Source organism: Nakamurella alba, assembly GCF_009707545.1.
Taxonomy (GTDB): Bacteria; Actinomycetota; Actinomycetes; order Mycobacteriales; family Nakamurellaceae; genus Nakamurella; species Nakamurella alba.
Window position 1 is genome coordinate 1224707 of record NZ_WLYK01000001.1, and the last position, 18404, is coordinate 1243110.

The 18404-nt window shown below is 70.8% G+C and carries 16 protein-coding genes and 2 tRNA genes; 8 read left to right on the forward strand and 10 right to left on the reverse strand.

Features of this window, described 5'->3' with window-relative positions:
- The first annotated feature begins 71 nt into the window (after positions 1-71).
- Complete coding sequence (locus tag GIS00_RS05465) at positions 72-3287, forward strand: S8 family serine peptidase (RefSeq protein WP_154767260.1); 3216 nt, start codon at positions 72-74, stop codon at positions 3285-3287.
- A gap of 50 nt (positions 3288-3337) precedes the next feature.
- Positions 3338-3589 carry a hypothetical protein gene (locus tag GIS00_RS05470; protein ID WP_154767261.1) on the forward strand — a complete coding sequence of 84 codons (252 nt, stop codon included), beginning with the start codon at positions 3338-3340 and terminating at the stop codon, positions 3587-3589.
- 22 nt (positions 3590-3611) lie between these two features.
- On the opposite strand, the gene GIS00_RS05475 is transcribed toward GIS00_RS05470, so the two are convergent.
- From GIS00_RS05475 to GIS00_RS05500, 6 genes are all read right to left on the reverse strand, one after another.
- The gene (locus GIS00_RS05475) at positions 3612-4613 is read right to left on the reverse strand and encodes an META domain-containing protein (RefSeq protein WP_154767262.1); all 1002 of its coding nucleotides are present in this window, start codon (positions 4611-4613) and stop codon (positions 3612-3614) included.
- 57 nt (positions 4614-4670) lie between these two features.
- Complete coding sequence (locus GIS00_RS05480; RefSeq protein ID WP_154767263.1) at positions 4671-5432, reverse strand: hypothetical protein; 762 nt, start codon at positions 5430-5432, stop codon at positions 4671-4673.
- 75 nt (positions 5433-5507) lie between these two features.
- Positions 5508-6506 (reverse strand): META domain-containing protein, encoded by a 999-nt coding sequence (locus GIS00_RS05485; RefSeq protein WP_154767264.1) that lies wholly within the window; start codon positions 6504-6506, stop codon positions 5508-5510.
- 108 nt (positions 6507-6614) lie between these two features.
- Positions 6615-7097, reverse strand: a complete 483-nt coding sequence (locus tag GIS00_RS05490; protein WP_154767265.1) for a DoxX family membrane protein — start codon at positions 7095-7097, stop codon at positions 6615-6617.
- Positions 7098-7303: 206 nt separating this feature from the next.
- Entirely contained in the window at positions 7304-8068 is a 765-nt protein-coding gene (locus GIS00_RS28330; RefSeq protein WP_196073129.1) for a VOC family protein, read from the reverse strand.
- 88 nt (positions 8069-8156) lie between these two features.
- A tRNA-Lys gene (locus tag GIS00_RS05500) sits at positions 8157-8229 on the reverse strand.
- A gap of 273 nt (positions 8230-8502) precedes the next feature.
- Here GIS00_RS05500 and trpS point away from each other — a divergent pair.
- The 4 genes from trpS (at position 8503) to GIS00_RS05520 (ending at position 12286) form a co-directional block, all read left to right on the forward strand.
- Positions 8503-9579, forward strand: a complete 1077-nt coding sequence (gene trpS / locus GIS00_RS05505) for a tryptophan--tRNA ligase (RefSeq protein WP_154767266.1) — start codon at positions 8503-8505, stop codon at positions 9577-9579.
- Positions 9580-9658: 79 nt separating this feature from the next.
- Positions 9659-9734 (forward strand) — tRNA-His (locus GIS00_RS05510).
- A gap of 386 nt (positions 9735-10120) precedes the next feature.
- Complete coding sequence (locus tag GIS00_RS05515; RefSeq protein ID WP_154767267.1) at positions 10121-11164, forward strand: hypothetical protein; 1044 nt, start codon at positions 10121-10123, stop codon at positions 11162-11164.
- Between the two features lie 117 nt (positions 11165-11281).
- Positions 11282-12286 (forward strand): LCP family protein, encoded by a 1005-nt coding sequence (locus GIS00_RS05520; protein ID WP_154767268.1) that lies wholly within the window; start codon positions 11282-11284, stop codon positions 12284-12286.
- 3 nt (positions 12287-12289) lie between these two features.
- Here GIS00_RS05520 and GIS00_RS05525 read toward each other — a convergent pair whose 3' ends face one another.
- The 3 genes from GIS00_RS05525 to orn are packed head-to-tail and all read right to left on the reverse strand — an operon-like array spanning position 12290 to position 14580.
- Positions 12290-13291 carry a MerR family transcriptional regulator gene (locus GIS00_RS05525; protein ID WP_322097546.1) on the reverse strand — a complete coding sequence of 334 codons (1002 nt, stop codon included), beginning with the start codon at positions 13289-13291 and terminating at the stop codon, positions 12290-12292.
- 7 nt (positions 13292-13298) lie between these two features.
- Complete coding sequence (locus tag GIS00_RS05530; RefSeq protein WP_154767269.1) at positions 13299-13928, reverse strand: HEAT repeat domain-containing protein; 630 nt, start codon at positions 13926-13928, stop codon at positions 13299-13301.
- A gap of 58 nt (positions 13929-13986) precedes the next feature.
- Entirely contained in the window at positions 13987-14580 is a 594-nt protein-coding gene (orn, locus tag GIS00_RS05535) for an oligoribonuclease (protein ID WP_322097547.1), read from the reverse strand.
- 88 nt (positions 14581-14668) lie between these two features.
- Between orn and GIS00_RS05540 the strand changes: the two genes are divergently transcribed.
- Positions 14669-16396, forward strand: coding sequence for a helicase HerA-like domain-containing protein (locus tag GIS00_RS05540; protein ID WP_154767270.1), 1728 nt, complete (start codon positions 14669-14671; stop codon positions 16394-16396).
- Positions 16397-16487: 91 nt separating this feature from the next.
- Positions 16488-17303, forward strand: coding sequence for an acetolactate synthase large subunit family protein (locus GIS00_RS05545; protein WP_322097548.1), 816 nt, complete (start codon positions 16488-16490; stop codon positions 17301-17303).
- Between the two features lie 363 nt (positions 17304-17666).
- Here GIS00_RS05545 and GIS00_RS05550 read toward each other — a convergent pair whose 3' ends face one another.
- Entirely contained in the window at positions 17667-18395 is a 729-nt protein-coding gene (locus GIS00_RS05550) for an SDR family oxidoreductase (RefSeq protein ID WP_322097549.1), read from the reverse strand.
- Positions 18396-18404 lie beyond the last annotated feature (9 nt).

Below are 18404 nucleotides of genomic sequence, written 5' to 3' on the forward strand. Positions count from 1 at the left end.
CCGTGTGACATTCTCCGGACACGTGTAGTGACGGAGGTGTTCGGCGGGACTGCTCGTCTAGCGTCCGGTGGGTGAAGATCACCCGGGTGCTGCTGGCTGCCCTGTTGCTGACCCTTGTCGGGCCGGCGCCGATGGCCGGCGCGGCACCAGGGGACCCGCCGCTCCCGCCGGTGGCGGCACCGGCGGGGGTGTGTACGGGCACCGAGGAGGAACCGCAGCTCGAGCCGGAGGCGCTCGGCACGTTGAACGTGCGGTCCGACGACCCGGCTGTCGAGACCGCGGCCTCGCTCGGGTTCGACGGCAGCGGCGTGAGCATCGGCGTTGTGTCGACCTACCTCGACCCGGCGGCGCCGAACTTCCTTCGCGCGGACGGCACCCCGGTGGTGGTCGACTACCGCAGCTACACCCACGACGGACCGAACGGAGCCGGTGAGGGGTCGGAGGCCTTCGGTGACGTCTCCTCGATCGGCGCCCAGGGCACCGTCACCTACGACCTGGCGGACCACACGAACGCGCAGGCGGTCACCCTGCCGGACGGGCACTGCTGGATCCGGGTGGTGGGTGTGGCGCCCGGTGCCGACATCATCGCCTCCAATGCCTACGACGGCGGCACTCTCACCGCTGCGGCCGCCGTGCAGGCCATCGAGGACTCTGTCGAAGCCGGGGTCGACGTGCTCAGCTTCTCGTTCAACTGGACGACTTTTCCCGACGTCTCCGACCGGGCCGCGGTGCTGGCGGCGACGTCGGCCGCCATCGATGCCGGAGTCACCGTGGTCGCCTCCGCCGGGGATGCCGGAGCCAACTCCACGATCGGCAGCCCGGCGGCCGATCCCCGGGTGATCGGAGTCGGTGCGAGCACCGACTCCCGTATCTACGCCCAGACCGGTGCTGCCGGGACCACCCGGTTCGGGAATGGGGACTGGTCCCCGGGAACCGGCACCTCGGCGCAGGTCTCGTCCTCCGGGATCACCGGGGCCGGCACCACGATCGACGTGCTCGCCCCCGGTGACACCGACTGGGCAACCTGCAGCGCGGACCCGCGGTTCCAGGAGTGCAGCATGCCCGGGAACCCGTCGCAGCAGTCCGATCTGTTCGCCTTCGGTGGCACCAGCCAGTCCGCCCCGTTCGTCGCCGGGGTGGTCGGCCTGATCATCCAGGCCTACCGCGAGGGTCACGGCGGCGCCGACCCGACACCCGCGCAGGTGCAGGAGTTCCTCACCGCGACCGCCACCGACCTCGGGCTGCCGTCGGACCTGCAAGGGCACGGGCTCGTCGATGCGCACGCGGCGGTGCTGGCGGCCGGTGGCGGGGCGGCGCTGGTCGCCGACCCCGGTGTGTTCGTCGCGGGCCGGGGTGCGGCGGAGGTGGCGGCGACTGTGCGGAACACCGGCGACATCCCGTTGCCGGTCGGTGATGTCGTGCTGACCTCCGACACGCCGACCGTCGTCGGGAGTCGGATCGTGGCACCGGACGCCGCCGGTCCGGCCTTTGTCGACGGGCTCACCGGTGATCCGATGGTCTTCTCGTCCGAGCCGGTGGACCTGCCGGCCGGGCTTCCGTGGGCGAAGTTGACACTGACCGCGGCGTCGGCGGTTCCGGAGTTCCCGTACATCGCGCAGGCAGTGGTGATCGGCCCCGACGGCTCCGTGGCCGCCTTCGGTTCGGCGTTCGCCGGTGGGTTGCAGGTGTGGCTGCCGCAGCCCGCCGCCGGTCGGTGGACGGTGGTGCTGCAAGGCGCGCAGGGTCTCAGCTGGACGGGCCGGCTCACCGTGGCCCACGGCGCGCGGCAGGTGGTGGCGGTGGGCGCTGCGGACCAGCCGGTGCTGGAGCCGGGGGAGAGCACGACCGTGCGGGTACCGGTCGACTTGGCCGTCGATCCCGGTGATCTCGCCGCCACCTTGCGGGTCGGGGACGCCATCGCGCTCCCGGTGGTGCTGCGCACGGTGGCCGACCTCGACGCCGGCCCGCTGGAGGTGACCGGAGAGGTGTTGCCGGGCAACGGTCGGGGTGGCGCCGCGGCCCAGACGGCCACCTGGGACATGGACGTGCCGGAGGGTGCGGCGGCTGTGACCGTTGATGCCGGGCTGGACGGACCGGTGGACGCCGCCGTGGCCGGGGTGCTCATCGATCCCAGTGGCACGGTCCGGTCCCTCGGCGACAATCTCGCCACCGACGACCCGGCCGGATCCGTGCAGCAGACGGTGTTGTCGCCCGAACCGGGGCGGTGGCAGTACCGGTTGGTGATGCAGGAGACCCGCTTCACCGCTCCGTACACGGGTGGGACGTTCCGTGTCCGGGTCTCGACCGATGCCCTCCCCGCCGCGGTCGAGGGCCTGCCCGAACGGCTCACCGTCGGCGAGAAGCGCTCGGTGGCAGTGTCGTTCACCAATACGACAGTTGACCCGATGGTGGTGATGGTGGATCCGCGGCTGGACGACGTCCGACCCGTCGAGCTCCGCCCGGTGACGCCTGGCTCGGCGGACGTGTCCTTGCCGATCACCGACCAGCAGGGTGTCCCGCCGATCTTCATCGTGCCGCCGTTCACCGACACCGTGCGGGTCGGGGTGCGGTCGACGGTTCCCGTGCTGATCGACACCGCCGGTCCCGCAGGGGTTCCCGGTGCGGTCAGCGCGCCGTCGACCGCACCGTCACTCTCGTTCGTCGGCGATGACGCGATCCCGGGTCCGTGGTCCGTGCTGCTCGGGCCTCCGGGGCCGGTCGGGGTGAGCGGCAGTCCGTCGGGCTCCGCGGTGGTCTCCGTGCAGGCGGTCTCGGCCGCCTTCGACGCGACGGTGACGGACGCGTCGGGGACTGCGCTGGTGACCGAGGCGGGGGTGGCAGCGGACCCGGCATTCCTGACGGTCGCGCCGGGCGCCACCGTTCGGACGGAAGTCACCCTGCATGCGCCGTCCACGGTCGGTGACGTCAGTGGGTTCCTGGCACTCCGGGTGCCGGCCAGGGCTGCCGGCGGCGCGGGTGACGGTTGGCAGTTGGGATCGACCACCGGGGATGTGGTGGCGGTGTTCCCCTACCGGTACGAGGTGGTGGCTCCGTCGACCTCCTCGTCCTCGGCTCCCACATCGCCGTCGACATCTGCCCCCACGTCCTCGGCCCCGACATCGGGATCGACAAGTGCTGTGCCGCCGACGACCTCGACGCCTCCGCAGCTGTCGGCGACCGGCGCGGACGTCGGTGGGCTGGCCCTCGGTGGGTGGGTCATCGTGCTGGCCGGCGGGCTTGTGCTGGCACTCGCGGCGATGCGCGCGAAGTGGCGGTCCATGCACTGATCCGTTCGAGCGATCGAACGAATGTTCGAACAGGTGCTAGGCTCCGATCCATGGGAGAGAAGCGGATTACCTGGGACCGGGGCGGGCGAGTGGGGTGGCAGGTGTTCTGCAACGGGGTCGCCGCGGCGGTCAACAGCCTGCCGCACGGTCCCCGGGTCGATGCCACCTCGACCGGCGGCCGGCGGCCGGTGGGGTCCATCCGGGCCGGCGAGGTGACCCTGCGGATCCGGCCCGGTCAGTCGTTGTTGATCACCGACCGCCTCGACCCGGGGACCTGGGAGGTCGTCGGGGCCGCGTGGTGAGGTGGGTGCGATGCCCGGCTGCTCAGCCGACCCAAGGGCCCTTGCAGGACGGGTCGATCTCGGTGCCGGCCGCATCGTAGGTGTGAACGGCAAGGCCCTTGCCCGGGGAATCCAGCCAACCGGCATAGACGAGCAGATCGGAATCCCAGTCCGGGCGCATGATCTCCAGCTCGCCGACCTCGACGAAGTCCTTGCCGGTGACGGTGACGGACGCCGTCTCCGGGAGGGCGAAGCCGGCGATGTAGACGTCGTCACCGATCGTGGTGCTGGTGCAGGCCCAGATCGACGGCGGCCACTCGCCATCCATGAGCGACCATCCCGTCTGTCCGATGTCGGTGCCGGGCTCGCTGCGGTATTCCATCTGTAGCGAGCGGGAATCCGGGCCCTCGGACCAGGTGAGCCGGAGATCGCCGTCACCGCGGGCGCCTTCGTAGAGCACGTTCGGCGCGGCCTGGCCCCGGTCGGACGGCCAGATGCTGGGTGCCTCGGTGAAGATCAACTCGACACCGGGCTTGGTGAAGTGGAGTTCGGTGCCCTCCAGGTACCACTCGTACTTCCCCTGCATCGGCATCACCCGCTGCGGATCGACAAGTCCGTCCTCCGGGTACCCGCAGGCCATTAAGGTGGTCCAGCCGCCCTCCAGGTCTGCCGTCCCGGTGTCCAGGGTTCCTTCGCCGCCGTAGTGGTTGCATCCGTCGTTCCCCGTCACCGCACCTGCGTTGAAGCGCACCAAGGGGTGCCGTAGCGAGTCCACGCGGACCTTCTGGCCGTCGAGCGTTCCGCTGCTCAGCAACCACTCGATCAGCTCGATCGCTGCCGGATCGGTGATCCGCTCGAGGGCGGCACTGCTGGTGCTCGGGGATGCGCTGCTGGTGGCACTCGACGACTCCGCTGTCGGCTCCGGCGACGACACAGGCGACGACGTGGCGTCGGTGCCGTTGGGGCCGGCTGCAGGTGTGCGGGCACCGCAACCGGCGAGCAGCAGGGCAGCAGCGGCGGCGAGGATCGCGATCCGGGGGCGCATGGTCAGCAGACGTACCACCCGGCCGCGCCGGTTGCACGACCGAGCGGATCCGCGAGGTCAGCCCAGGCGGGTGAACTGGTTGCAGGACGACGAGCCGGGCTCGGGGAGAGTTCCGGAGAACACCGGCGAGGCGGTGGGGACGACGTACTGGCCACCGACGACCCAGCGGGTGTCGTAGACGCCGGGCCGACGGGGGTTGGAGAGCGAGAAGATCCCGTCCGGACCGACCGTCATGCTGTTGGCAGGGATCCACGGGTTGCCCGGCGCAGTGCGGATCTGGAGTTCGGCGGACAACGAGTACTGAGGCGGGGTGATCCGGCCGGCCGCGACGAGCTCGCCGTTGATGATGTTGGTGCCGGAGCAGCCCTTGAAGGCGACGGCGAAGAAGCCGACCGAGATCGCCATCTGCGTGGTCGGCGAGGACGCCGGCGCCCAGCCGTAACCGCCCGGGAACCGCACCTCGATGATCGTCGCCTGCTTGAAGCTCTGTGCGAAGGCGTAGTGACCGAGGGCGTTGGTGCGGGTGTTCTGGGTGTGCACCCAGTTGAGGTAGCCGGGGGTGCGCACCCACACCTCGACGGGCCGGTCCGCGAGCCGGACGTCGGAGCCGGCGGCCGTCAGCGTGCCCTTGCCGATCACCTCGGTGCCGATGTTCGCCGAGGTCCGCGTCATGGTGAGGCTCACGGCGGAGGCCCGCGCCGCTGAGGTCGACGCGTCCGGAACAGGGGCAGCCGATGCGGGGATGCTCGATCCGAGGGCCAGGGCGGTGACGATGCCGAGAGCGGCGAACCCTCTGCGGATGTGGGTGACGACGGCCATGGCGGGGACCTCTCTGCTGCCCGACGGTGCACGCGGTCCTTCGAATCAGGACGGTGTTCCGTTACCCCGGAACGATCAGCGAAACACCGACAGATCGCAGACCGGAGGGAGTAGTTGCCCGTCCGCGTCGTAGGTGCGGACCTCCGGCTTTCCGCGCGGAGCAGTGACCGAGCCGGTGAAGACCTGCAGGTCGGAATCCCAGTCGGGCTGGTGCAGCCGCAGGTGACTCATGGCGGTGACACCGTTCGCGGTGCCCTTGATCGAGGCGGCGTCGGGTGCGGCGAACCCGTAGACGTCCCAGGAGTGGCCCCGGCGGATCGCCCGGCAGGTGCCCTCCGCCGGCGGCCATGACGTCGAGGCCGACCAGGTCATCGTCTCGACCGGCGGATCCGGCTCACCGGTGGCCCGCCGGAACTCGAGCAGCAAGGTCCAGGTGTCCGATCCGGCCTGGTGGGTCCAGGTGAGGCGGTGATCGCTGGTGCCGCCGCCCTCGTCGATGATGTTGGGCGGTGTGCCGGTGAGGCTGCTCGCGTAGTTGTCCGCGGAGAGCTCGAAGTCCAAGGTCGCGCCGGGCCGGGTGAGGCGGAGATCGTCGCCGGACAACGTCCAGTCGTACGTGCCGGACGGCGGGAAGGCCAGGATCGTCGGTGCGATGGTGTCCGCGACCGGGTAGCCGCACGCCACCAGGGATGTGCTGTACGGACCGGAGAAGGTCATGGATCCGGCGCCGAACGACACGCGCAGTCCACCGAAGGAGTTGCAGCCGTCGTCGCCCCACACGTTCTCGCCGCGAAGCTTCATGACGGGAGCGACGGTGTCCGGGACGAAGACGTTCTTCCCGTCGACGGTCTCGGCCACGAGATCCCAGTCCTTCAGGTCGATCTCGGAGTACTCGCTGACGTCGGCAACGACCTCGGCGGATCGAATCGGCGGCTGGCCGGAGGCGCTGGTGGTCGGCTGGGGGGCCGCGGAACTGCTCGCGATACCTGGACCACTGGTGGCAGGCCCGCTGACCGGGGTTGTCGTGCATCCCGCGGAGAACGTGGCGAGCAGGAGGAGGCCGAGTACCGGCACGCGGATCCGCATCCTGTGTGGACGGATCGAGCGAGCCATCCGTTGCATCTCCTTCGCGGGCGCTGCAGTACTCTCTCCGACCTGAGCACTGCAGCGCCACCACGAGGATCAGCCGCCGAGCAGCCAGGGCGCGCGTCCGGAGGTCCAGCGGCTCTCCCACCAGCGGCCGAGACCGTAGGCACGGCCGGCGCCGGACAGCATGATGCCGACGAGGACGAGCACGACCACGACATGGATGTCGACGACCGGGTTGTCGGTCGGCGCGTAGGTGGACAGGTAGAACAGGCCCATCCAGACGATCCCGCCGAGGGCGGCGAGCCGGGTCATGATCCCGAGCACCAGGCCGAGGCCCACTGCGGCCATCGTGATCATGAAGACCCAGTCCAGCCAGCCACCGCCACCACCGGTGAGGTCCCGGAAGAAGACCCCGGGTCCGTTGCTGGCGCCGTGCTGCAGGAAGCCGGACGTGGGGGAGCGGCCGTCCAGCCACCCGGCGGTCGCGCTGAAGCCGAGGCCGAACAGTTTGTCGAGGAACGACCAGAGGAAAACGAAGCCGACGATCACCCGCGCCGCGGCCCAGAAGACCGCCATTGCCGTGGTGGTCTGCGGAGCTGCTTAGGAGTCCGGGCGCTGTCCGGCGGACAGGGTTGCACTCATCTGTGACCTTTCTGTGGGGACACGAACGAGTGAAAGAGTAAGGACGCCCTTAGTCATTTGAAAGATCGACATGCGGCGAAGTGCGGCGATGTGAGATGTCTGATGAAGGGTTGCCTTACTCGAAAGTGCTGTGCTGGCCGTCAGAGGCGGGTGCCGATGCAGCAGGGGTGGCCGGCGGGATCGAGGATGACGATCAGTCCGTCCGTGCGGTGCGGCTGGTGCTCGGGCAGTTGTCCGCCGTGGCTCACCAGGTCTGCGGCGGTCGCCTCGATGTCGTCGGCGAAGAAGTCCAGATGCAACTGCGGCTGCACCGCCGGGTCCGGCCAGCTCGGTCGTCGGTGGTCCGGGCGCTCCTGGAAGGACAGGGTCAACCCGCCCAGCAGGAAGGCGTTGGGGAACCGGGCGTGCGGGACCGCGCCGAGTGCTGCGTAGAAGTCGACCATCGGTGCCGCGTCCGTGCACTCGATGACCAGCGTCGCGATGTCGGTCGCCGGAGTGGAGGTCGGGAACGGCCAGTCGGCCGGGTGGGACTGCGGGACGGCGACCACCTGGACCTCGTCCTGGTAGGTGATCCGCCCCGGACTGCTCGTCCGGAGCTCGGTCCAGCCGATCCCGTACCGGTCGAGGAGGTCCAGGTACGGCGGCACCATGTCGAGCAGGAGTGTCGCGTAGGCGCGGAACCAGGAACGGGCACCCGGGTTCGTGGTGCGGTCGTAGCAGTCCGGCGCGACCGTCGTCGGGTCCGGGTAGGCCTCGTTGGCGCTGTCGTTCGCCTCGCGCAGCCAGGTGGCGTCGGCGGGGGACAGCATGCCCTCCTGCGCGAGACCGTTGGCCATCGCGAAGATCCCGGGCCACCGGCCGTGCCGGTTCGGGCTCGCGCTCTGGAAGCGCACGAAGGTCGTCACCGGCGGAGCCTACGAGGACGGCAGCCTGGCGGACCCGGAACGGGAACAGCCCCCGTCCGTGATCCGGACGGGGGCTGTACTGGCTGCGTGCGCCATCAGGGACTCGAACCCCGAACCCGCTGATTAAGAGTCAGCTGCTCTGCCAATTGAGCTAATGGCGCCTGCCGACCGCGTGCGGGCGACGGGAGAGAACTTTACAGGGTGGGGGAGGTCGGGAGGAAATCGTCTGGTCAGGGGCGGTGCGGGGCCGCGCGGACGGTCGCGGTGCTAGCGTGCAGACATCATGAACACGACGACCACCGCATTGCGGAACTGGTGGCGGACCGCCTGACGCGGCCGCCCTTCGTCGAACCCACCCCACCCCCGGCCGCTCTCCCAGTGGCCGGTGTTGTGCTGTCGTCTCTCGGTGAGCGGTGAACCCCCAGGAGCACACCATGAGCCTCACCCACAGCCCCGCCGCGGACCACGACGGCATCGACACCGCGGTCCGCCGATCTGCGGAGATCGATGCCCGGATCGCCGTGGCACCACAGGAGTTCCGGGTACTCACCGGCGACCGGCCGACCGGTCCGCTGCACCTGGGGCACCTCTTCGGCAGCCTGCTCAACCGGGTCCGGCTGCAGCAGCTGGGCGTGCCGATCACGATCGTGGTCGCCGACTACCAGGTGATCACCGACCGCGATCTGCCCGGCCCCGTCGGCGAGCGTGTCCTCGGCCTGGTCGCCGACTACCTGGCGGTCGGGCTCGACCCGGACCGCACGGTGATCTTCCCGCACTCCGCGGTGCCGGCGCTGAACCAGCTGCTGGTCCCGTTCCTGTCCCTGGTCAGTGATGCGGAGATCCGGCGTAACCCGACGGTCAAGGCCGAGCTGGCCGCGTCCGGCCGCGCGCTGTCCGGGCTGCTGCTCACCTACCCGATCCATCAGGCTGCCGACATCCTCGGCAGCGGAGGCACTCTCGTGCCCGTGGGCCGCGATCAGCTGCCGCACCTGGAGATCACCCGGGTCATCGCCCGTCGCTTCACCGAGCGGTACGGGCCGGTGTTCGCCGAACCGGATGCCCTGCTGTCCGAGGTCCCGCTGCTGCTCGGCACCGACGGGGAGAAGATGTCGAAGTCCCGTGGCAACACCGTGCCGCTCGGCGCCACCGCCGACGAGACGGCCGCGATCCTGCGTCGCTCGGTGACCGACGCCCGGCGCGACATCACCTTCGAACCGGAGGAGCGGCCCGGGGTGTCGGCACTCCTGGCGATCGGCGCCTGCGCGCTGGGGATCACGCCGGAGGTGCTCGCGGCCACCATCGGGACGGGCGGGTCGAAGGTGCTCAAGGACACCGTCACCGACGCGGTGAACGATCTGCTCGCGCCGATCCGGGCGCGCCGGGCCGAGCTCGCCGCGGACCCGGCCTACCTCACCGGGGTGCTGCTGGCCGGGACGGCCGAGGCCAACGCCACGGCCAACGACATCCTCGGGCAGGTGCGGCGCGCGATGGGCATGGACTACTTCACCTGACCGCAAAGTGGTCGGGAGCAGGCCGCCGCTCGGGTTAGTATTGGCCGCCCGGAAATCCGGGTGGCTGGTGACAGTCATGGCGGGCGTAGCTCAGCTGGTAGAGCACTGGCTTGTGGTGCCGGTGGTCGCGGGTTCGAGTCCCGTCGCTCGCCCCACGTCGACAGGGCCCCGGAGAGATCCGGGGCCCTGTTGCCGTTCCACGGCCTGACGCCGCGACGATCCGGCGCCGCAACCGCGAGGTAAAGGGACACGTTCCGTCACGCCGTCACGCCTCCGCCGCACGGATTCCGTCCTGTTTCACCCGTATGCCCTGATCTGCGAAGATCGACTTCGGAACCTCGCGAGACACGCCGGTGAGCAGATTTCACACATTCTTGACGGGCCGAACGAAAGCCCCATAGTCTCAGCGCGTTCACAAGGTGTCGGGGAATTCGGCCGGGTGCAGTGCTGCTCTCCCGGTCCCACCAGGAGGACTTCAGTGCACATGTCCCGCCGGTTGGCAGCGGTCGCTGCCGCCAGCCTCATCGGAATGTTCGGTCTCGTGGGTACTGCCTCAGCGGCGGCCCCGGGGACCATCACACTCACGCCCAGCACGCTGGCTCCCGGTGCCTCGTACGAGGTCTCGGGCACCGGCTGTACGGCGAGCGGCCCGGGCGTCACCCAGGTCATCGTCGACCCGGGCGACGGTTCGGACCTCATCGCCGTCGAACCCGCCGCGGACGGTTCGTGGAGCACCACGACCACCGCCTCCGCCACGGCCGGCAGCTACATCGTGGTCGCCGCCTGTGACCGCTACACGGACTCCTACGAGTACACCCCGGCGACGCTCACCGTCGTGCAGCTCACCCCGAGCGGCACCATCGGCGACATCACCCGGGCCGGCTGCAAGGTCGACATCCCGATCGCCACCGGCGATCCGGTGACCTACAAGCTCGACGTCTACGACGACGGCGACGTGGTCGACACCATCACGTTCACGCCGACCGCGGCCGACAAGACCACGGTCGTCACCTGGGTGATCACCGAGCCGGCGCGGGAAGAGGCCCCGGGCGTGGGCTTCTACCTGACCGGCCCGGACGGGGAGTCCCTGGACTCGGTCGACCCGTACGAGTACCCGGCCTCGGCCGCGGATGCCTGTGCGGAAGCCGGCGACATGACGATCTACCTGTCCGGTGACGAGGTCTCGCAGGGCGGCGCCCTCGACATCACGGCCGCCGGCTTCTACCCGGACGAGACCGTGACGGTCACCCTGCACAGCACCCCGATCGTGCTCGGCTCGTTCATCGCCGACGCCTCGGGCGCCGTGGCCGGCACCGTCACCATCCCGACGGATGCCGAGGTCGGTGCGCACACCATCACCCTCGACGGTGTGACCAGTGGACTGTCCGTCTCGGCCGACATCTACGTGCTGGCCGCATCCGCCGGCGGCGGTGGCACCGGCGGTGGCGGTAGCTCCGGCGGCGGCAGCGGACCTGACCTGGCCGCGACCGGCGTCGACTCGCTCGGCATCGCCTCCTGGGGTGTCGGCCTGGTGCTCGTCGGCGGCGCCGCTCTGGCTCTGGCCCGCCGTCGGTCCGTCAGCTGACCTCGACCCGCTGATCTGACCGACAGCAAGGCCCTCGCAACGGCGGGGCACCGGATCTCCGGTGCCCCGCCGTTCTCGTTGACCCGGGATCACGGACCGGGATGACAGAGTGGGCCGGTGACCGAAAGCACCAGGAAGCACGGGCGGCACCGCGCCGGCCGACCCTGGTACGTCCGGATGGTCTCGTCGCCGGCGAAGTGGTGGAAACGGGCCGGGCTGGTCGTCGCCGTGCTGGTGCTGGCGCTGGTCGTCGACGGCCTGCTGATCCTCGGCCGGGTCCAGCACGTCGCCGTCCGTCTGGTCCCGCCCGCCTCCGGCACCACCTTCGTCATCGTCGGGTCCGACTCGCGGGCCGACATCCCGGCCGGCACGGCGCAGGACTCCTTCGGCGGGACGGTCGAGGTGCCGGGTGAGCGCGCCGATGTCGTCCTGGTCGTGCACACCACCGCGGACGGCCGGTCCACCACGCTGTCGGTACCGCGCGACCTGATCCTGCGCAGCGCCACCGGCGGCCCGATCCGGCTCGCCCTCACCCTGGACAGCGGACCGCAGGCGCTCACCGACGCGCTCTGCCGCTCCCTCGGCATCGGCATCGACCACCTCGCGATCATCGACTTCGCCGGGTTCGCCGCCGTGGTCGACGCCGTCGGTGGGGTCACCGTCGACATCCCGTACCCGTTGCGGGACAAGTGGTCCGGTCTGCAGCTCGACACCGCCGGCCGGCAGACGCTCAGCGGCGTCCAGGCTCTCGCCCTGGTGCGTTCGCGGCACGGTGAGCAGCTGATCGACGGGACCTGGGTGGCCGACAGCGAGGCGGCAGGGGCGGGGGAGCGGACCCGCTGGGCCGGCGTGGTGTTCGACGCGCTGCAGCAGTCCGCCCGGAACGCCCGGACCAACCCGCTCCGCCTGCAGCAGCTGGCCTGGACCGGCGCCGGCGTGCTGACCACCGACGACGGCACCGGGGTCTGGGATCTCGCGTCGCTGGCCGGGTCGACGGGGTCGCCTGTCGACCTGCCGTCCGCGCCGCTGAAGGGCGCGCAGCTCGGGCAGGTGATCACCGACGCCACCATGGCCACTCTGGAGGCGGCCGGGATCTCCGGCGGCTGCACGCCTCCGGCATAGGGCTCAGCCCGATCCGGCGCGCAGTCGGAGCGCATAGCCGGCGGTGACGGCGACCCCGTGATCGTCGTCGGCCGCCAGACCGTTCAAGATCCGGTCGGCCGCATGACCGGGGATCTCGGTGAGCGCCTGGGCGATGCGGCGCTTCACCGTGCTGTCGCCGGCGGGGATCGCGTGCTCGAACGCCGTCGTCACCTTCCCCGCGATGCCCGGATCTGCCGCCAGCGCGGCCAGGACATCGGCGGCGTCGACGTCGTCGATCCCGTCGAGCACCATGCCGACGAGAATGCCGACCACCGCGGGTCCGCCGCGACTGCCGAGAGCGAGGGCGGCCCGCCGGCGGATGTCGGCCTCGTCGTGGTGCAGCGCCTGCCGCAGCGGGTCGTCGGCGATGCCGTCGGGCAGTGCGGCAAGGGCTTCCACGGCTCTGCCCGCGACTGCGGGGTTGTCGGCGTCGAGTGCAGTGGCCAGGGCGGCCAGACCGCCGTCGCCGGAACGGGCGAGCGCCCAGCGGAGCGCTCCGGCCACGTTCGGCTCCTGCTCGGCGAGCACCGCCTCGGTCAGTGCCCCGGCGCTCCCGGCGTCGGAATCGGACACGGACAGCGCGGCGCGGAGCCGGTCGTCGGGGCGCTCGGATCCCAACGACCGCAGCAGGGCCACGGTCCGCAGCACGTCGTCCCACTCGGCCGGACCGCTGGCTCGGATCCGCTCCAGGCGGGTGAGCAACTCGGTCTCCGCGGCGATCCGGTCGCGGGTCCGTCGGAGCAGTGACTCCACCAGCTCCGACGGGACGAACCCCGGATCGTCCATCGCCCGCCCGACCTCGCGCAGCGACAGCCCCAGCGACCGCAGCCCCTCGATGTGCAGGATCCGGGCCAGGTCGCCCTCGGTGTACTCGCGATACCCGGCGCCGGTCCGGCCGTCCGGACGCAGCAGGCCCAGCGACTCGTAGTGGCGGAGCATGCGCGCGCTGACCCCGGACCTGCGGGCGACATCACCGATCAACACCGGACGATCATCCTCCGCCGGTCAGGTGCACCCGCTGCGCCTCCGAGACCGCGAACCCGGACTCCGGGTCCCGATGCAGGGCCCGGGTCGCCGCGGCGTGCTCCCGTACGGCTGGGTCCTGGTCGGTCAGGGCGAGATCGATTGCTGCGTCGGCATCCTCGCCGAGCACGACCAGCGCCCGACTCAGACTGCGCCGGGTCGACAGCTCGCCGCGTCCGAGTCGGCCGCCCAGGATCGTGGCCAGTGCGGAACGGCCGTCGTCGGGGACCAGGAGCACAGCGGTCCGCCAGGCCGCGGTCGCGACGGCGTCGTCCGGATCGGTGAGCAGTTCCTTGGTGATCGCCGGCCAGGCCCGGCGGTCACCGATCTTGCCGAAGGTGTGCAGCGCCTGGCTGCGTTCCTGGGAGGTCGGCGACCGGAGCGCGGTGAGCAGTCCGGGCAGGGTGACATCGGCGGGCAGTCGGGTCAACGCCCAGGTGAGCATCTCGCGCACCTGGAAATCGGGTTCGACGGCACACCGGGCAAGCAGCTCGCCGGCCGCCGACGGATCCGCGACGGTACCGATCGCCAGCGCCGCGCGCAGCCGCACCGACGGGTCGCCGTGGTGCAGGGCTGTTTCCTGGGTCCTGTCCGACATCGTTGACCACCTCCACCGGCAGTGAAGGCCTTGTCACCGTGTCAGGGTCAAGCCCGGATCAGCCCAGGGAGGTGGCGACCGCGACCGCCTGCTCCGAGGTCGGGCCGGGCTGCGGCACGAAGACGGTGCCGCGGTAGTAGGCGAGCTCGCGGATCGACTCCTTGATGTCCGCCAGCGCACGGTGCGCCATGCCCTTGGCCGGCTGGGAGAAGTAGACCTTCGGGTACCAGCGCCGGGTGAGCTCCTTGATGGAGGAGACGTCGATCATCCGGTAGTGCAGGTAGCCGTCCAGCTCCGGCATGTCCCGCGAGATGAACCCACGGTCGGTGCCGATCGAGTTCCCTGCCAGCGGCGCACTTCTCGCGTCCGGGACGTGCTGCTTCACATACGCCAGGACCAGTTGCTCGGCCTCCTGCAGGGTCACGGCCGACGCCCGCACCTCCTCGGTCAGGCCCGACTTCGCGTGCATCTCCTCGACCACCGGCGGCATCGCAGCGAGCTTCTCGTCCGAGGCGTGCACCACCACGTCGACGCCCTCGCCGAGGATGTTGAGGTTCCCGTCGGTCACCAGCGCGGCGATCTCGATGAGCGCGTCGTTCCCCAGATCGAGGCCGGTCATCTCGCAGTCGATCCACACCAGTCTGTCCGTCACCCCGCGACCCTATCGCCGCGCGGACCTCCCCCGGGCACCGACGCGTGCTTAGGGTGAGCCCAGCATCCCCTCCTCGGAAGGCCGGACGATGACCGAACCTGCTGCACCTGGGCGCGCCGCGGAGATCGCCGCGGGCTACCGGACCGACACCCCGGCGGTCGAGCTGGGGACGGTGGTGCTCGGAGGTCAGGTCGACCCGCAAGCCCGGGTGCGGATCCCGCTGGCGATGATGAACCGGCACGGGCTGGTGGCCGGGGCGACCGGCACGGGCAAGACCAAGACACTCCAGGTGATCGCGGAGCAGCTGGCCGACGCCGGCGTACCGGTGCTGCTGCCGGACATCAAGGGCGACCTGACCGGGCTCGCCACCGCCGGCGAGCCCGGCGCGAAGATCACCGCCCGGGCGGCCGAGACCGGGGCCGACTGGAGCGCCGCCGCCTACCCGGTGGAGTACTTCTGCCTGGCCGGCCAGGGCCCCGGTGTGCCGATCCGGGCGACCATCGACTCGTTCGGTCCGCTGCTGCTGTCCAAGGTGCTCGAGCTCAACGACACCCAGGAGTCCACCCTCGGCCTGATCTTCCACTGGGCCGACCAGCGCGGGCTGCCGCTACTGGACATCAAGGACCTGCGGTCGGTGATCATGCACCTGACCAGCGACGAGGGGAAGGCCGACCTGCAGGAACTGGGCGGGGTGTCCCGCTCGACGGCCGGCGTCATCCTGCGTGCGGTGACGAACCTGGAGGCCCAGGGCGGCGACACCTTCTTCGGCGAGCCGGAGCTGAAGGTGGCCGATCTGCTCCGGGTGGGTCCGGACGGTCGCGGCGTGGTGTCGCTGCTGGAGGTGGCCGAACTGCAGACCCGGCCGCAGCTGTACTCGACGTTCCTGATGTGGCTGCTCGCCGAGCTCTTCGAGGAGCTCCCGGAGGCCGGTGACCTGGACAAGCCGAAGCTGGTGTTCCTGTTCGACGAGGCGCACCTGCTGTTCGCGGACGCGTCGAAGGCGTTCCTGACGGCGATCGCGCAGACGGTGAAGCTGATCCGGTCCAAGGGGGTCGGCGTCTTCTTCTGCACCCAGCAGCCCACCGACGTGCCCGGGCCGGTGCTGTCCCAGCTCGGCGCCCGGGTCCAGCACGCGCTGCGCGCGTTCACCCCGGACGACCAGAAGGCGCTGGCCGCGACCGTGCGGACCTATCCGGTCACCGACGACTACGACCTGAGCAGCGCGCTGACCTCCCTGGGCATCGGCGAGGCGATCGTCACCGTGCTCGACGAACGTGGCGCGCCGACGCCGGTCGCCTGGACCCGGATCCGGCCGCCACGCTCCAGGATGGCACCCACCGACACCGCCGCGATCGACGCCACCGTGGCCGCGTCCCCGCTGCTGGCGACCTACGGCACCGCCGTCGACCGGGAGTCGGCCTACGAGATGCTGACCGGCCGGATCGCTGCTGCGGCAACGGAACCCGAGGCTGTTGTTGCTCCGGTTGCTGCCCCTGCCCCTGCCCCAGCCCCTGTTCCGGTGCCTGCTGCTCCAGTTCCCGCGGTCGCGGCCCCTGGGCCGGCGATCTCGGGAGATGCGCTGCCCCCGGTGGAGCTGCCGTCGCCGACCTGGGACAACCCCAACGCGACGACCTTCTACCCGGTCGCGCCTGATCCGTACGTGGCTCCTCCGGTGCCGTCGGCCGGTGGCGGTGGGTTGGGCGGGCTGCTCGGCAGTCCGGCGGTCAGCGCGTTCGTCGGTGCCTTCGGAGCGGCGCTCGGCGGGGCGATCGGCCGCTCGGTGAACGGCACCCGGCGGCGTCGCCGTCGCCGCTGAACGACCGGTACTTCACGCCCGCGGAACACCATCGGGTCCTCGTTCGTTCACGACACGAACGGACGACGCGACACGGAAGGTGCTGATAACGGTGTCCACGGTGATCTGGATCGTGCTGGGTGTGCTGATCGTGCTGGGCATCCTCTACACGGTGCGGCGGGGCGGGACCAACCGTGCCCAGGAACTGGCGGATGCCCAGGCCGAGGCGCGCCGCTGGGTCGAGCGGCTCGGCGGGCAGGTCTATGCCATCGACCCGGGCGACGACAAGGCCGCCCGGCAGGCGCTGGCCGACGCGTCCGAGCGCTACACCGCTGCCGGATCGCAGGTGGACCAGGCCACCTCGGTGCAGCAGTACCGGTTGGCCCAGCAGACCGCCTACGAAGGGCTCTACTTCATCGGCGCCGCGCGCACGGCGCTCGGTATGGACCCCGGCCCGGCCCTGCCGCCGATCCCCGGCCAGCAGCAGGCCGGCCAGGTCACCGAGGACCGCAGCGTCGAGGTCGAGGGTCACGGCTACGAGGCCTCCCCGCAGCCGTCCGACCGGACCCCGAACTACTACCCGGGTGGCATGGTCGCCGGAAAGCCGGTGCCTCGCGGCTGGTACTCCGAGCCCTGGTGGAAGCCGGCGCTGGTCGCCGGCGCCTGGGGCGTCGGCACCTACCTCGTCGCCTCCACCCTCTTCGCCGGCATGGCCGGGATGGGCGGCGCCTGGGCCTACGACGCCGGCTACGACCAGGGCCTGCAGGACGCCGGTGGCGACGGGTCGGGGGACTACGGATCCGGCGACGGCTCCGGTGACTACGGCGACCAGGGTGGGGACTACAGCGGCGGGGACTACGGCGGCGACTTCGGCGGGGGCTCCGACTTCGGTGGGGACTTCGGCGGCGGGGACTTCGGGGACTTCTGATCCCCGGAGCCGCCGCTCCGGCCGTTGGTGGGTGTGGGTTACGGTTCGCGGTCCACGATCGGGAAGCCGCGACCAGAAGGCGGGGACCTGCGCCGTTGGCGGGTGTGGGGTGCCCAAGCTGTAGTTCCCTGGCAGGACCGGGAACTGCGCAGGGACGAGGCGTGCGGAGTCGGCCGCTTGCGTTGTTGGGCGGCAGTTCTCGAGTTCCCGGGCCTTCTGCCTACAGTCCGTGTAGCTGAAAGGACCGTGACGGAAGAGAACCTCGGCTGACCCGGACCATTCGTTGGCCGGAAATCCGTCTGTCGCACGGATTTTCGGCCAACGAACGGAGCAACCGCGGTCCAGTCGGCGGCGGACCCGACCTCAGATCGGCTGGTTCACCGGGAGGATGACCAGGTCGCGGATCTGGACGTGACGGGGACGGGTGAGCATGAAGAGGACCGCGTCGGCCACGTCCTCGGAGCGGACGCCGTCACCGGAGGCCACCTTCGCGGCGATCTCCTCCTCGGAGGTCACCTGCCAGAGGTCGTTGAGCACGACACCCGGTGCCACGGAACCGATCCGGACCCCGGATCCTTGCAGCTGGCGGCGCACCCCGTGCACGAAGGCCTGCACCGCGTGCTTCGAGGCGGAGTAGACCGGCTCCCAGTGGATGGCCTGGTACCCGGACACCGAGCTGGTCACGACGATGTCGCCGGTCCCGGCGGCGCGCAGCGCGATGACCGCGGCCCGCACGGTCTGGATCAGGCCGGAGACGTTGGTCGAGATCAGCCGGTCGATGTCATCCGGCGCGCTGTCCCAGATGTCCCCGGGCAGGTACAGTCCGGCGTTCGCCAGCACGATGTCCAGGCTCCCCGCCGCACCGATCGCCGCGGCGACCAGCTTGTCACCCGCGTCGCTGGCCGAGATGTCCTGCACCACGACGTGTGTCGGTCCGGGAAGACCGGCGGCCGCGTCCCGCAGCTTCGACTCGGTGCGCCCGGCGAGCACCACGGTCGCGCCGGCCTCGGACAGCGAGCGGGCCGAGGCCAGCCCGATGCCCGAACCGCCGCCGGTGACGAGCGCGACCTTGCCCGAGAGATCTTCCTGCACAGCGAGAAT

What these genes read in the sequence shown, in the direction of transcription:
- GIS00_RS05540 (WP_154767270.1), top strand. Translation starts at nt 14,669, where the DNA reads ATGACCGAACCTGCTGCACCTGGGCGCGCCGCGGAGATCGCCGCGGGC.
- GIS00_RS05470 (WP_154767261.1), top strand. Translation starts at nt 3,338, where the DNA reads ATGGGAGAGAAGCGGATTACCTGGGACCGGGGCGGGCGAGTGGGGTGG.
- GIS00_RS05480 (WP_154767263.1), bottom strand. Translation starts at nt 5,432, where the DNA reads ATGGCCGTCGTCACCCACATCCGCAGAGGGTTCGCCGCTCTCGGCATC.
- GIS00_RS05530 (WP_154767269.1), bottom strand. Translation starts at nt 13,928, where the DNA reads ATGTCGGACAGGACCCAGGAAACAGCCCTGCACCACGGCGACCCGTCG.
- GIS00_RS05490 (WP_154767265.1), bottom strand. Translation starts at nt 7,097, where the DNA reads ATGGCGGTCTTCTGGGCCGCGGCGCGGGTGATCGTCGGCTTCGTTTTC.
- GIS00_RS05475 (WP_154767262.1), bottom strand. Translation starts at nt 4,613, where the DNA reads ATGCGCCCCCGGATCGCGATCCTCGCCGCCGCTGCTGCCCTGCTGCTC.
- trpS (WP_154767266.1), top strand. Translation starts at nt 8,503, where the DNA reads ATGAGCCTCACCCACAGCCCCGCCGCGGACCACGACGGCATCGACACC.